This window comes from Marivirga sericea, assembly GCF_900177665.1.
Lineage (GTDB): Bacteria > Bacteroidota > Bacteroidia > Cytophagales > Cyclobacteriaceae > Marivirga > Marivirga sericea.
Window position 1 is genome coordinate 168,086 of record NZ_FXAW01000008.1, and the last position, 14,873, is coordinate 182,958.

A 14,873-nucleotide genomic window follows, 5' to 3' on the forward strand; every position below is an offset into this window, starting at 1 on the left:
AAGTTATTAGAAATGGATCAACAAACTTGGATATACTTATTAGTGGGAGTTTCTTTCGCTATTTATATAGGAATTGCAATCTGGTCAAGGGCCGGATCAACTAAAGAGTTTTACGTAGCAGGTGGAGGAGTTTCTCCTTTAGCAAATGGAATGGCAACGGCTGCAGACTGGATGTCGGCTGCCTCTTTTATTTCGATGGCAGGTCTTATTTCCTTTGCGGGATATGATGGTGCCGTATTTTTAATGGGATGGACTGGCGGTTATGTGCTTCTAGCTTTATTGCTCGCTCCTTACCTCAGGAAGTTCGGTAAGTTTACCGTTCCAGATTTTATTGGCGATCGCTACTATTCCAATACTGCAAGAACGGTAGCAGTTATTTGTGCGCTCTTTGTGTCATTCACTTATGTAGCCGGGCAAATGAGAGGAGTAGGTGTAGTCTTCAGTCGCTATCTTGAAGTAGATATCAATACAGGAGTGTATATAGGAATGGCAATAGTATTCTTTTACGCTGTTTTAGGCGGCATGAAAGGGGTAACCTATACGCAAGTGGCGCAATATTGTATTTTGATTTTTGCTTTTATGGTTCCTGCTATATTCATCTCCATGCAGCTTACTGGAAATCCTATCCCGCAATTAGGATTCGGTTCTACCATGGCTGGCAGTGATACCTATTTGCTGGATAAGCTAAATGGCTTACATGCTGAGTTAGGATTTGCAGAATATACGGATGGATCAAAATCGATGATAGACGTATTTTTTATTACCGCTGCCTTAATGGTAGGTACAGCTGGTTTGCCGCACGTAATTGTGAGATTCTTCACAGTACCAAGAGTGAAAGATGCTCGAGTTTCTGCCGGATATGCTTTGGTGTTTATTGCTATTCTTTACACCACTGCACCTGCAGTAGCGGCTTTTGCAAGAACAAACCTCATTAATACAGTAAGTAATAATGAGTATTCAGAAATGCCACAATGGTTTTCCACTTGGGAAAAAACAGGGTTGTTAACCTTTACCGATAAAAATAATGATGGTCGTATACAGTATGTGGCAGACGAAGAAAAAAATGAGTTAGCCATTGATCGTGATATAATCGTGTTAGCTAATCCTGAAATTGCGCAATTACCTAATTGGGTAATTGCATTAGTGGCAGCTGGAGGACTTGCTGCAGCACTTTCAACAGCAGCAGGTTTACTTTTAGTAATTTCCAGTTCTGTTTCGCATGACTTGGTGAAAAAACAAATTGCTCCGGATATCTCGGATGGGGCAGAGCTTTGGATTGCAAGAGGCTCCTCCCTTGTAGCAGTTGTAGTAGCGGGTTATTTTGGTATCAACCCTCCAGGCTTTGTAGCTGCCGTTGTGGCTTTAGCTTTCGGCTTGGCAGCGGCTTCCTTCTTCCCAGCTATCATTTTGGGAATATTTTACCAAAGAATGAACAAACAAGGAGCTATTGCTGGAATGATTTCAGGTTTGAGCATCATGCTATTTTACATGATCACCTACAAATTCAATCTTTTTGGTGAGACAACTTCTGCAGATTGGTGGTTTGGAATTTCTCCTGAAGGATTCGGTACTGTAGCTATGATAGTAAATTTCATAGTATCATTTGTCGTAAGTTCCAGAACTCCACCTCCGCCACAGCACGTGATGGACATAGTAGACAATATCAGGTTCCCAAGAGGAGCAGCGGAAGCAACGAATGTGCATTAATTTTTTAAATAACTAAAGAGAGCTGAAGTGTTAAAGTTCTCTTTAGTTATATTATATTAGAAGTGTATGAGATTACTAGAGACAGCCAAAAGATTAGCATTCATCAGTATACTTTTTATTATACTGTTCAACTTCCCGTTTATTGCTGTTTTTAATACTGCTCAAAATCTTCTTGGTGTTCCAGTAATGTACCTATTCGTATTTGTTACTTGGGCCTTATTTATAACGATACTATTTTTCTTTTTTAAGAAGAGAAATGTAAAGGGGGATAAGGAATGATAAGCAATTGGGCGATCATATTGATATCGGTAGGATACCTCTTTTTACTTTTTATGGTGGCTTATTTTGGTGAGTACCGAGCAAAGAAAGGAAAAAGCTTACTGAAAAATCCTTATATCTATGCTCTGAGCCTTGCAGTATATTGTACTGCCTGGACGTATTATGGTTCTGTTGGAAATGCTGCGGAATCAGGCTTGAATTTTTTAGCCACTTATATTGGGCCTACTCTTTTGGCACCGATCTGGTGGTTTGTCTTTAGGAAGATCATTCGAATCAGTAAATTTTATCGCATCACCACCATAGCCGATCTGATTTCGACTCGCTACGGTAAATCAGTTTCTCTGGGAAGTCTGGTCGCTATATTTTGCGTGTTAGGAATCATACCCTACATATCTATTCAACTGAAGGCGATCTCTTCCAGTTTTCAGATGCTTTATGACTTTAATCTTGAAAGTACGGTGAATGCTTCACTTTCGAATTTCATCTTGGCAGATTATACTTTATATATTACCATTGGCTTGGCAGTTTTCACCATCCTATTCGGTACACGAAATATTGATGCCACTGTGAAGCAGGAAGGAATGGTGACAGCTATTGCTTTTGAATCGGTTCTTAAGCTGATTGCATTCTTGGTGGTAGGTTTCTTTATCACTTTTGTCGTTTTTGATGGCTTTGATGATATTTTTTCCACTGCGGCAAATGATCCTTCGTTAAAAAGTTTAACCACTATAGATTTCGATGGTGGTTATTCAGAGTGGTTTTGGTTAAACATGCTTTCCATGATGGGCTTTATGTTTTTGCCTCGACAGTTCCATGTATCCATTAAAGAAAATACCAACGAAAAGCATCTGGATAAGGCAGTATGGTTATTTCCTTTGTATCTGTTGGTGATTAATATCTTCGTTATTCCCATTGCATTGGCTGGAAAAATAATGTTTGCCGGTCAGGAAGGTGTATTAGCTGATACCTACGTTATGGCTATACCGATTTTTCTGTCGAAAGATTTCCTTGCTGTTTTTGTTTACTTAGGAGGCTTTGCCGCAGGTACCAGTATGGTGATCGTTTCTACTATTGCTTTGAGCATTATGGTGAGCAATAATCTTATCTTTCCCTACTTGGTGAGCAATAAGCGCTTCATCCGATTTTTCAAAGGTAATTTTAGCGGTGTTCTCTTGAATGTCAGAAGAGCCAGCATCCTTATGGTTTTACTGTTGAGCTATGCTTATTACAGCCTAGTGAGTTTCCGCTTTCCGATCGTTTCAGTTGGTTTGATTTCTTTTGTGGCGGTGGCACAATTTGCTCCTGCAATTATTGGAGGAATTTTCTGGAAAGAAGGCAATAAAAAAGGAGCAATTAGTGGATTAGTGGCAGGCTTCCTAATCTGGTTTTTGTTTTTGGTATTACCAACAGTAGATCAGGCAGGTTTTATGGGCTTTATCATTCAAGATGAGAAGTTATTTAATCTTATTCCCTTAGCAGACGGGAAGGCCTTTGGCTTACCGATGAATAAAATTCCTGCAGCGCTGTTCTGGAGTTTATTCTTGAATACCGGATTATATGTTTTTCTATCATTAGTGTTCAAGCAAAAATCTAAGGAGCGAAATCATGCTGAGGTTTTTGTGGATGTTTTTAGGTATTCTAAGGAGTTCGAATCTACAATGATTTGGAAAGGTTCCGCTTACGTGCAGGATATAAAAGATCTTTTGACCCATTTTGTTGGGGGGGCTAAGACTGAAGAAATACTGAAGGAGTATGAAGAAAGATACAAGCTGAGACTTCATCCCGAGGAAAAAGCTAACGCCAAGCTCGTTAATTCGGTGGAGATGACTTTGGCCGGCCTAATAGGGTCTTCCTCGGCACGGCTATTAATAAGTACTTCCTTAGAGGAGGAGGAAATCTCCACCACTGAGGTATTAGAAATATTAAAGGAGACTCAGCAAATTGTAATTGTAAACAAACAATTGAAAGAAAAATCGGAGGCTTTGCAAAAGGTGACCCAAGAGCTCTTTAGTTCTAATGAGCAACTCTTGAAGATGGACCAAACCAAAGACGAATTTATCAGCACTATTACGCATGAAATGAGAACCCCCATCACTTCTATCAGAGCCTTCTCAGAGATTTTGCATGACGATGAGGATGTTTCTTTAGCAGAAAAGCAGCAATTTCTCAATACCATCATCAAAGAGACAGAAAGAATGGATAGGCTGATCTCTCAGGTCTTGGATCTAGAGAAGTTTAATACTGGGAAGCAGGAGCTTCATTTAGAATATCTAAAAATCAATGATATCATTTATGAATCCATTGATTCAGTTCAGACTTTATTGTCACAAAATAGTATTGAATTGAATACGGACTTATCAGATCATCATGATTACATCTATGCCAATAAAGATAGGATTATTCAGGTTTTGCTGAATTTAATATCAAATGCGATTAAATTTTGTGCGTCTGAGAAAGGACAGATCTCGATAAAAAGCAGTCAACAAGATGATCATTTTGTGATTGAGGTGATCGATAATGGTAAAGGGATAATGAAGGAAATGCAGCATACAATTTTTGATGTGTTTTACCAGGCACCGGATCAGACCCTTAAGAAGCCACAAGGCAGTGGGTTGGGATTGAGTATCAGTAAAAAAATAATCGAGTATCACCAAGGAAAAATATGGGTGGAAAGTGATGGGCAACAGGGATCTAAATTTGTTTTTACAATCCCTGTTAAAGTTAAAGAGAGTATAATAGAGTCTTAATATTGATAGATGAAGAAGATTTTGATAGTGGACGATGAGCCAAGTATTTTAATGTCGCTGGAGTTTCTGATGAAAAAGGCGGGCTATTCCATTTTCATTGCCCGAAACGGACGTGAGGCGATTGAGATAGTGGAGAGGGAGTTGCCTGATGGATTAATATTAGATATTATGATGCCGGAAGTCGATGGTTACGAAGTATGCGAATTCATTAAAGGAAATGAAAAGACTAAGCACATAAAAGTGATTTTTCTAACAGCAAAAGCTAAAGAAGAAGATGTAAAAAAAGGTCTAGAGGCAGGGGCGGATTTATACTTGAAAAAGCCTTTTGCTACCAAAGAATTAGTAAAGAAAGTAAAAGACATTATAAATTAAATTGTAAGAGCATGAAAATTCAAATTAATTCAACAGCTTCAGATATCATTATTACTATTTATGTGCTGTTAACACTCTTCTATAGGATAAGCTTTGAAGCTCAGGCTGGTGTCAGCGGGTTCACTTCATTAATAACAGGAGTTGTATTGCTAAGCTTTTTATGGCTTCTAATTAAGTTAAAAATATTAAATCCAAATTGGTTCGGTTTATTTAATAAGAAAACGACTAAGTCATGAACTACGAGGAATATTATAATCAAAGCATCAGCCATCCCATAGAGTTTTGGAAAGAGCAATCGAATCAATTGGATTGGTATAAGGCTCCGGAAAATATTCTCAGTAAGGATGAGCATAAGTATCCCCAATGGTTTGAAGATGGGCAACTCAACTTAAGCTATTTATGCATCGACAAACACATTAAAGATGGCTTTGGTGGTGCAATAGCGTTGATTTACGACTCACCTGTTACCAACACGAAAGAGCGCATAAGCTTTAACCAATTGCATCAGGAAGTGTCTAAATTGGCTGGTGGCCTGCAAAAGTTGGGCTTAAAAAAAGGCGATACCTGCATTATCTATATGCCTATGATTCCGCAGGCCATATATTCCATGTTGGCTTGCGTTAGAATTGGCGTGATTCATTCGGTAGTATTTGGTGGCTTTGCTCCACATGAATTAGCCATCAGAATTACCGACTGCAAGGCGAAAGCCATTATTACAGCCTCCCACGGCATTGAGATTGATAAAATCATTCCGTACAAACCTTTTGTAGATGAGGCTATCGATAAAGTAGAAGACAAGCCAAATCACGTCATCGTTTTTAACCGCAATGAAGAGCCTGGAGCTCCTCAAAAAAAATATGATGTAGATTATGCGACATTAGTGGATGGTGCACCCTCGGTGGAGGCAGTTCCCGTGGATTCTACACATCCTTCCTATATTTTATATACATCAGGCACTACAGGTACACCCAAAGGAATAATCAGAGATACGGGAGGTTATGCGACTGCCTTGAAATTTTCTATGAAATATATTTATGGGGTAGCGGAAGGTGAAGTTTTTTGGGCAGCTAGCGATGTGGGCTGGGTTGTAGGGCATAGTTATATAGTGTATGGTCCGCTGCTGAATCGAAATACTACTATTTTGTTTGAAGGCAAGCCGATAAAAACACCTGATGCTTCTACCTTTTGGAGGGTCATAAGCGAACATAAAGTAAATGTGATGTTTACGGCTCCCACAGCAATTCGGGCGATTAAGAAAGAAGACCCTCAGGGGAAATTCATTAAGAAATTTAATATGGACTCCTTACGCTATCAATTTCTTGCAGGTGAGCGCTGCGATTTAGCCACTTTGAACTGGACCAAAGAGCATCTAAAGGTTCCGGTGATTGATCATTGGTGGCAAACTGAGAGTGGCTGGCCAATGATTGCAAACATGGCGGGTCTAGAGCTAAAAAAAGTGAAGCCCGGATCAGCTTCTTTAGCAGTCTGTGGTTATGATATTAAAATCCTAAATGAGGAAGGACAGGAGGTATTAGAAGATACTGAAGGTTATGTAGCCGTGAAACTTCCATTACCACCGGGTACTTTAACCAATCTGTGGGGAAATCCGAAGCGCTTTAAGTTAGGTTATTTAGATCGCTTCCCGGGTTACTATTTTTCAGGGGATGGGGGCTTTAAGGATGAAGACGGGTACATCTTCATCACAGGAAGGGTAGATGATGTCATTAATGTTGCCGGCCACCGTTTGTCTACAGCAGAAATGGAAGAAGTTGTCTCCTCACACCCATCCGTTGCGGAATGTGCCGTTTTCGGAATAAACTGTGAACTGAAGGGGCAGAAACCTCTAGGGTTAGTGGTTTTGAAAACGGAGAATGAATTAGAGGAAACCGAAATTGAGGAGAGCATTGTACAAATGGTAAGGAAAGAAATCGGAGCAGTAGCTTCCTTTCGAGATGTGTTGATTGTCCAAAGATTACCCAAAACCAGGAGTGGTAAGATTTTGCGTAAGCTACTCCGAAATATAGCCGATGAAAAACAATACAATGTGCCATCAACTATTGATGATTTGCAGATTATTGACGAAATTAAGTCCGTTTATGAAAAGCAGCGTATCGGGATTTTTAAATAATAATGAGCGCTCTACGCTAAGTACTATTAATTAAAACTGAATTATTCAAAAATAACAAATATCAATTATGAGTAACTACCATATTAAACACTTAGAGGAATATTATCAGGTATATCGTAAATCAGTTAGAAACCCCACCGCTTTTTGGGAGGAAATTGCTGAAGAGCACTTTATGTGGCGTAAAAAGTGGGATAATGTGTTAAGCTGGGATTTTTCTAAGCCTGAAGTAAAGTGGTTTGAGGGTGCTAAACTCAATATTACTGAAAATTGCATTGATCGGCATCTATTCACCAGAGGAGATAAAACCGCTATAATTTTTGAACCTAATAGTCCAGATGAAGAAGCGCTTCATATTTCCTATAAAGAATTGCATAAGCGGGTATACAAATTCGCAAACGTGTTAAAAAATAATAATATCAAGAAAGGGGATAGGGTTTGTATTTACCTGCCAATGATACCTGAGCTTGCGGTAGCGGTCTTAGCTTGTGCTAGAATTGGCGCTATTCACTCAGTAGTTTTTGCGGGGTTTTCTTCAAACGCTTTGGCTACTCGTATAAACGATTGTGATTGTAAAATGGTCATCACAAGCGATGGATCTTACCGAGGAGCAAAAACGCTAGATTTGAAAAGTATTGTGGACGATGCTTTAGAAAACTGTCCTGATGTGGAAAGTGTGCTTGTCGCAAAGAGAATCAATTCTGAGATAAATATGGTCGATAAGCGCGATCAGTGGTTGCAGCCTTTGCTTGAGGAGGCTTCTTCTGATTGTGAACCAGAGATCATGGATGCGGAAGATCCACTATTTATTCTCTACACCTCAGGGTCTACAGGTACTCCAAAAGGTATGGTGCATTCCACTGCCGGTTATATGGTGTACTCTGCTTACACCTTTAAAAATGTTTTTCAATACCGCGAACCGGATGTGTATTGGTGTACCGCTGACATTGGCTGGATTACAGGTCATAGTTATATTGTTTATGGCCCTTTATGTAATGGAGCGACTACCGTAATGTTTGAAGGAGTGCCGAACTATCCTGACTTTGGTCGTTTCTGGGAAATAGTCGAGAAACATAAAGTGAATCAGTTTTATACCGCTCCAACGGCAATTAGAGCTCTTGCAAAAGAAGGGATATCGCATTTAGAAAAACATGATCTATCTTCTTTAAAAGTATTAGGAACTGTAGGGGAGCCGATCAATGAAGAAGCATGGCACTGGTATGATGATAATGTAGGGAAAAAGAAGGCGCCTATAGTGGATACATGGTGGCAAACGGAAACTGGTGGAATTATGATTACCCCTTTGGCCTTTTGTACGCCTACCAAACCGACATATGCCACTCTTCCATTTATTGGGATTCAGCCTGCATTGATGGACGCTGATGGCAATGAATTAGAAGGAAATCAAGTGGATGGTAATTTATGTATCAAATTCCCTTGGCCAAGTATGGCAAGAACAATTTGGGGGAATCATCAAAGGTACAAGGATACTTATTTCTCTGCATACGAAAATAAATACTTCACGGGAGATGGTGCCTTAAGAGATGAAGTAGGTTATTATAGAATCACAGGTAGAGTGGATGATGTAATTATTGTATCGGGTCACAATCTTGGAACTGCTCCTATTGAGGATGCCATTAATGAGCACCCAGCTGTAGCTGAAAGTGCAATTGTAGGCTTCCCTCATGAAATTAAGGGAAATGCACTTTACGGATATATTACTTTAAAAGATACCGGTGAAGGGAGGATTCATGATAACTTACGAAAGGAAATTAATCAGTTGATAACCGATCAAATAGGACCGATTGCTAAGCTGGATAAAATGCAGTTTACACAAGGCTTACCTAAAACCAGATCAGGGAAAATCATGAGAAGAATACTTCGAAAAATAGCAGAAGGTGATACAAGCAATTTGGGGGACACTTCTACTCTTTTGAATCCGGAAGTGGTAGAATCTATTATTGAAGGAAAGAAGTAGCTGTTAAGCTAAAATACTGCGTTTAAAATAGCGTAGTCTTTTAGCTTAGCATTAATTCATGATTTAAACTAAATGGCGAATATTATTTCTTCCAAGATAGCAGACTTTATCATACGCTTTCCTCCTTTTGATAAGGTAGCAAGGGAAGAAATAATACGCCTAAGTGAAGAGGCAGAGGTGCTTTATTTTAAAAAAGGCCAATTAGTTTTTCAGCAAAAAGAAAAAGCTAAGCCCTTTATCTATTTCTTGAAGGAAGGTGAGATCCTGCTAAACGAAAATAGAGATAAGAAGAAAGTTCTGATCGATGCATGCGATGAAGGGGAACTATTTGGAGTTAGAGCTATGCTTACAGGCAATCCTTATGTGTTTGAAGCCTTCTGTCAGGAAGAGTCGTTGGTTTATGCTTTTCCGCTTTCTATATTTAAACCTATCCTAGAATCTAATAAAGACCTAAGCTTATTTTTTGCAGCTGGTCTTGCTTCTGGCCAGAAACCTTCAGGGTTTCAGGCGATTTATCAACAGAATAAAGAGGCAGGTGGAGCTGATTTCTTAAGCTGGCAAAGACCTGTGGAGGAGCTGAGCGAACCCCTGATCTGTGTTAAGCCTACCGTATCTATAGAAGAGGCAGCAAGGGAAATAACAGCTAAATCTTCAAATGCTTTGATCGTGAAAGATGAACAAGGTAAAGCTGTGGGTATTGTTACCGATACGGATTTTAGAGCCAAAGTGGGTGGAGGAATTGCTTTAATTAGTGATCCTATTACAAAAATCATGTCTATCCAGCTAATTTCTAAAGAATTGGGACTGCCACTGGCGGAATATGTGATTAGTATGCTCAAACAAAATGTAAAGCATTTGTTGATCACCAAAAATGAGGAGGTATATGGAATCTTTAGTCAACAATCTTTATTCTCTCAACTTCAATTAAATCCTTTTTCAATTCTTTACAGTATTGAAGCAGCGGATAGCTTGGAAAAGCTGTGTTCATATAGAAATGAAGTAGCTTCTTTCCTTAAGTATTATTTGCAGCAAAATCTTAAAATCTCGGTTTTATCGCAACTTATTACGACCATTAATGATGCGCTCATTAAGAAAGCCATAAAATTCGCAATTGCTGCTTTAGAGGAAGAGAAGTACCTCAAACCTGATGTAGACTTTGCCTGGATTTCATTAGGTAGTGAAGGTCGGGAAGAGCAATTATTACAAACTGATCAGGATAATGCTATTATTTTTGGAGAGGTTGATGCAGCTCAGCTAAACTATACGAGAGAGTATTTTATCCAATTGGGCCGGCGAGTAAACGATACCCTCCATCAGGCCGGCTTCGAATATTGTCCAGCTAATATGATGGCAGGAAATCCTGACTGGTGCCTGACTATTTCTGAATGGGAGAAGCGTTTTCAGGGCTGGATTCGCACTCCAGAGAAGCAGGCTCTCTTGATGGCTACAATATTTTTCGACTACAGATATATCTATGGTGACCAAGGGCTGGTAGAAAGACTGGACAAGCATTTAAAAACTGAAATAAAATCCAATAGAATTTTTCTCAATTATCTAGCAAAAAATGCTACTCAGAATCCTGCACCGCTAAGTTTTTTCAAGAATTTAATCGTTGAGCGATCCGGTGCTCACAAAGAGGACTTTGATCTAAAGGGAAGAGCGTTAATGCCATTAGCAGACATTGCGAGAGTTTTATGTTTAGAGGCAGGGAATATCACGATTAAAAATACGGTAGAGAGGTATTTGTTTTTAGCGCAACAAGATAAATCAAGAAAGGAGGTCTTTATAGATGCAGTACAGGCTTACGAACTTTTACAACATTTTAGGGCTTCGGAAGGAATCAGAAATGATGATTCCGGAAGGTTTATTCCAATTAAGGAGATCTCAAAGTTTGATAGACAGGTATTGAGAAATGCTTTCGAACCTATTTATGCATTGCAGCAGATGATCGAATTAAAATTTCAGTTAAATTATTTCAATTAAGTGATGGGTTTTAAGTTTTGGCAAAAGAGTACTAAACCCGACTATCCAGAGGAAATTCTCGATTATTTTGAACTCAATAATTCTGATAAAGGGGTTTCGGGCGATTTTGTGGTACTAGATACAGAGGCTTCATCTCTAAGAATTGATCGTGCAGATTTATTGTCAGTTGGCGCAGTAAAGATTAAAAACGATAGTGTTTCCGTGAAAGATTCCTTCCATCTTTTTATTGATACGGGTAAATCAGGTATGACTGCTAATGTAGAGATTCACGAAATCATGGCATCTGGGAAAGAGCATAAAATGGAGCCGAAAAAAGTACTCTTGGCTTTTCTAAAATATATTGGAAATAGTATTTTAGTTGCACAGCATGCTAGGTATGATATTGGATTAATAAACCGATATTTATCGGAGCACTTTCCAGGAGTTCGTTTAGTAAATCAGGTCTTGGATACAGCTGACTTGGCAATTCAGAAAGACCAAAGAGATAATCCTGACCTTAAATTTAATCCACAGAATTATTCGCTTGACGCCCTTTTAGAAAGATACAAAATTGAACCCTTAGAGAGACATACAGCGCTTGGTGATGCCTATAGTACTGCACTTCTATTTCTTAAAATCAAATGATTAATTTGCTTACAGAAGTTTTTAAATGGAGTAATTAAAAAGCCGATGAAATTGGCTCCATCGGCTGTTATCTTCTTAATTACCTAATAGTTCGTTGTTTTTAATTATTAATTACTCAACCCCAAAGGTCTTCCATGCTGTATGGGGAACCCTCTTGAGTCCAGAAGCTGCCATCCACAAATCTGTAATTTTTATCAGATTTGCTGATTTCTTCGACCTCTTCTGGGCTTAGATTAATCTCATCCGCTTCAAGATTTTGTTTGATTCGACCTGCATTGGTAGATTTCGGAATCACCGATATCCCTCTGTTAAGTGCAAATGCAATTAATATTTGAGCGGGCGTTTTGCCGTGTTTTTGGGCTATAGATTTTACAGAGTCGAGCTCAAAAAGATCTGGCTCATCATCTTTCTTCATTTGGCTTACTCTATCTTTTGATCCCAAGGGAGAATAAGCTGTCACCAATATGTCGTGCTTTTTGCAGAATGTTACTAAGTCGTCCTGAACTAGTGCAGGATGTAGTTCGACCTGATTCATCTCCGGTTTAATGTCAGCAATTCCTCTCAGTTTTTCCAGATTATTTACGTTGAAATTGGCGACTCCAATATGTTTAGTGAGTCCTTTTTCAACCAAGTTTTCCATTGCTTTCCAAGTTTTCTGAATCGGAGCTAAGTCTTGTCCAAGAAAGTCATCACCCGATTTTGGAAATTCCGCTTCTGGCTTTAACGCAACCGACCAATGCATTAAATAAAGATCTAAGTACTCTAACTGTAAGTCTTTTAGCGTCTTATTTAGTGCAGGCTCAACATCCTCAGGAAGATGAGCATTATTCCATAATTTAGAGGTCACGAAAAGCTCTTTTCTGGAGCATAAACCGTCCTTGAACGCTTTTTGAAGCGCGTCTCCTATTTCTTTTTCATTTCCATAAATATACGCACAATCAATATGTCGATAGCCTACTTTAATGGCTTCTAAAACCGCCTCATACACTTCACCGGGCTCTGATTTCCAAGTTCCAAGACCTAAAGCAGGTAAAACATCTCCGTTTCTAAATGTTAATTTTTTCATTTGATAAGTTAGTTTTATAGTTTGTATTAGTATACTCATTGAATTCATTTATGTTGAACAAAATGTGAATTTCTACGGAGGAGGTCTATTTGTGACAATACTATACTATCATTTGCTTTGTGCCCTGCTGATACATAAAAGCTTTATCGAATCAGAGTTTTAGAGGGGTATTTGTTTTGTTATCGATTCGATTAAATTTGGAACCTTTATCCTATGTCAGGAGAAAAGTAGAGTAAAACTTGGAGAGCTGATCAGTTGGATTCAAGATATACCTTCAAGGAAAAACTTTCAGTGGATGAAGCTATTTCTTTGGTAAATTGTTGATTTAACTGGTATTGTAAATCGAAACAGCACAATGAGTTTAGATTACTAAAATATGAGCCGTTTCAACGAATCACTACTATTTCAATACTAAGCAGTGAATTCATTGTATTATTCCGTTAATTTTCTGTAAATGCAGAAATAGTTCAAAAGCATCACTATTTATAATTTTTCTAAATTAGACTTGTGTTAACTAATAAAAATAGCATAATAGGCTTAAAATCAGTTGTTTAAGCCCTTTTTTGTGAATTGCTTAATAAAAATGCCAAATTTGTATTCGAAATGTATTTGAAATAATAGCTTTGGGCAGTAGATTTGTACCCAATTAATAATTGGTGTTCCCAGATGCTAAATGAACAAATAAATATGTCCTTGAAAACGTATATTACTCGCTTATCTTTTATAGCATTCCTAATAGTGAGTTTTTTATCATTACCAAACGATGCTTTCGCACAGGCCGATGAGTTGCCAACAAGCGAAGAAGCTATTGCTAATGGTGAAAAACTATTTAAGAATAATTGTGCTGTTTGTCACCAGGTTCAACAAAAGATGGTTGGACCAGCTCTTAAAAACGTTTATGAAAGAAGAGAGTTGCCTTGGTTGCTTAATTTTATAAGTAATTCTCAAAAAGTCATTCAAAGCGGTGATGAGTATGCTGTTAATCTGTATAACGAATATGGTAAGGCGGTAATGCCTAACTTTGATTACTTTGCAGATGAGGAAATCAAAAGCATTTTAGGATATATTAAGTATCAAACTGAAAATCCACCACAAGAAGAAACTGCTGCTGCAGCTGGTGCTTCTACTGAGGCAGGAACTGGTGGAGGTAGTGGTATTCCATCAGAATATCTTACGCTTATCATAGTTGGATTTGTAATTGTCCTAATTTTGATTTTGGTAGTTTTGATTTTGATCGTAACGGTTTTAACGAAATTCATCAATCAAAAAGACAATGTTGATGCGAGAGATAAGGAATATGTAAATCAAAGCTTTAACCTCAATAAGTTAGTTAGAAGTAACGGATTTTTATTCTTTGTAATATTGATCTTTACAGCGGTTGTAGCAAAGACAGTAATTGATGGCCTTTACACTGTAGGTGTTCAGCAAGGATATCAGCCAACTCAACCGATTGCCTTCTCCCATGAGATACATGCAGGTCAATATGAAATTGAATGTCAGTATTGTCACACAGGGGTTATGATCAGCAAGAGTGCAAATATTCCTTCTGCAAATATTTGTATGAATTGTCATACTGCTATTAAAACAGAATCAAAAGAGATTGCAAAAATATATAAAGCCATAGATTATGATCCTGAAACTGGTGAATATGGTGATAATATCAAGCCAATAGAATGGGTAAGAGTACATAATTTACCTGACTTAGCTTATTTTAATCATTCCCAGCACGTAAATGTGGGTGAAATCGAATGTCAAACATGTCATGGTCCTATTGAAGAGATGGCTGTTGTAAAACAGTGGAGTACATTAACAATGGGATGGTGTATCAATTGTCACAGAGAGACTAAAGTAAATGCAAAGGGAAATGCTTATTACGATCAATTAGTTGAAGCACACGATGGTGGCGACTTGAAAGTAGTGGACATAGGTGGTTTAGAGTGTGCAAAGTGTCATTATTAAGTAAAAGAATTTAATCGACTTCATTAATCATAG

11 protein-coding genes are annotated in these 14,873 nt (G+C 38.3%); 10 read left to right on the plus strand and 1 reads right to left on the minus strand.

Annotated features, from left to right (window positions below; genetic code table 11):
• Positions 1 to 12 precede the first annotated feature (12 nt).
• The 9 genes from B9Y84_RS17355 (at position 13) to B9Y84_RS17395 (ending at position 11,815) form a co-directional block, all read left to right on the plus strand.
• Entirely contained in the window at positions 13 to 1,707 is a 1,695-nt protein-coding gene (locus B9Y84_RS17355; RefSeq protein WP_085518662.1) for a sodium:solute symporter family protein, read from the plus strand.
• 66 nt (positions 1,708 to 1,773) lie between these two features.
• Positions 1,774 to 1,986, plus strand: coding sequence for a hypothetical protein (locus B9Y84_RS17360; protein WP_085518663.1), 213 nt, complete (start codon positions 1,774 to 1,776; stop codon positions 1,984 to 1,986).
• On the plus strand, positions 1,983 to 4,733 hold the full coding sequence (locus B9Y84_RS17365; RefSeq protein WP_085518664.1) for a sensor histidine kinase: 2,751 nt from the start codon (positions 1,983 to 1,985) through the stop codon (positions 4,731 to 4,733). The genes B9Y84_RS17360 and B9Y84_RS17365 overlap by 4 nt, the downstream gene beginning before the upstream one ends.
• Positions 4,734 to 4,742: 9 nt before the next feature.
• Positions 4,743 to 5,105, plus strand: coding sequence for a response regulator transcription factor (locus B9Y84_RS17370; RefSeq protein ID WP_085518665.1), 363 nt, complete (start codon positions 4,743 to 4,745; stop codon positions 5,103 to 5,105).
• 11 nt (positions 5,106 to 5,116) lie between these two features.
• On the plus strand, positions 5,117 to 5,341 hold the full coding sequence (locus B9Y84_RS17375) for a hypothetical protein (protein ID WP_085518666.1): 225 nt from the start codon (positions 5,117 to 5,119) through the stop codon (positions 5,339 to 5,341).
• Positions 5,338 to 7,233, plus strand: coding sequence for an acetate--CoA ligase (locus B9Y84_RS17380; protein ID WP_085518667.1), 1,896 nt, complete (start codon positions 5,338 to 5,340; stop codon positions 7,231 to 7,233). Before B9Y84_RS17375 ends, B9Y84_RS17380 begins: the two co-directional genes overlap by 4 nt.
• Before the next feature lie 67 nt (positions 7,234 to 7,300).
• Entirely contained in the window at positions 7,301 to 9,208 is a 1,908-nt protein-coding gene (gene acs / locus B9Y84_RS17385) for an acetate--CoA ligase (RefSeq protein WP_085518668.1), read from the plus strand.
• A gap of 72 nt (positions 9,209 to 9,280) precedes the next feature.
• Complete coding sequence (locus tag B9Y84_RS17390; protein ID WP_085518669.1) at positions 9,281 to 11,191, plus strand: DUF294 nucleotidyltransferase-like domain-containing protein; 1,911 nt, start codon at positions 9,281 to 9,283, stop codon at positions 11,189 to 11,191.
• A gap of 3 nt (positions 11,192 to 11,194) precedes the next feature.
• Positions 11,195 to 11,815 carry a 3'-5' exonuclease gene (locus B9Y84_RS17395; RefSeq protein ID WP_085518670.1) on the plus strand — a complete coding sequence of 207 codons (621 nt, stop codon included), beginning with the start codon at positions 11,195 to 11,197 and terminating at the stop codon, positions 11,813 to 11,815.
• A 115-nt stretch (positions 11,816 to 11,930) separates the two neighbouring features.
• On the opposite strand, the gene B9Y84_RS17400 is transcribed toward B9Y84_RS17395, so the two are convergent.
• Positions 11,931 to 12,881 carry an aldo/keto reductase gene (locus B9Y84_RS17400; RefSeq protein ID WP_085518745.1) on the minus strand — a complete coding sequence of 317 codons (951 nt, stop codon included), beginning with the start codon at positions 12,879 to 12,881 and terminating at the stop codon, positions 11,931 to 11,933.
• Between the two features lie 687 nt (positions 12,882 to 13,568).
• Between B9Y84_RS17400 and B9Y84_RS17405 the strand changes: the two genes are divergently transcribed.
• Positions 13,569 to 14,840 carry a c-type cytochrome gene (locus tag B9Y84_RS17405; protein ID WP_085518746.1) on the plus strand — a complete coding sequence of 424 codons (1,272 nt, stop codon included), beginning with the start codon at positions 13,569 to 13,571 and terminating at the stop codon, positions 14,838 to 14,840.
• The last annotated feature ends 33 nt before the right edge of the window (positions 14,841 to 14,873 follow it).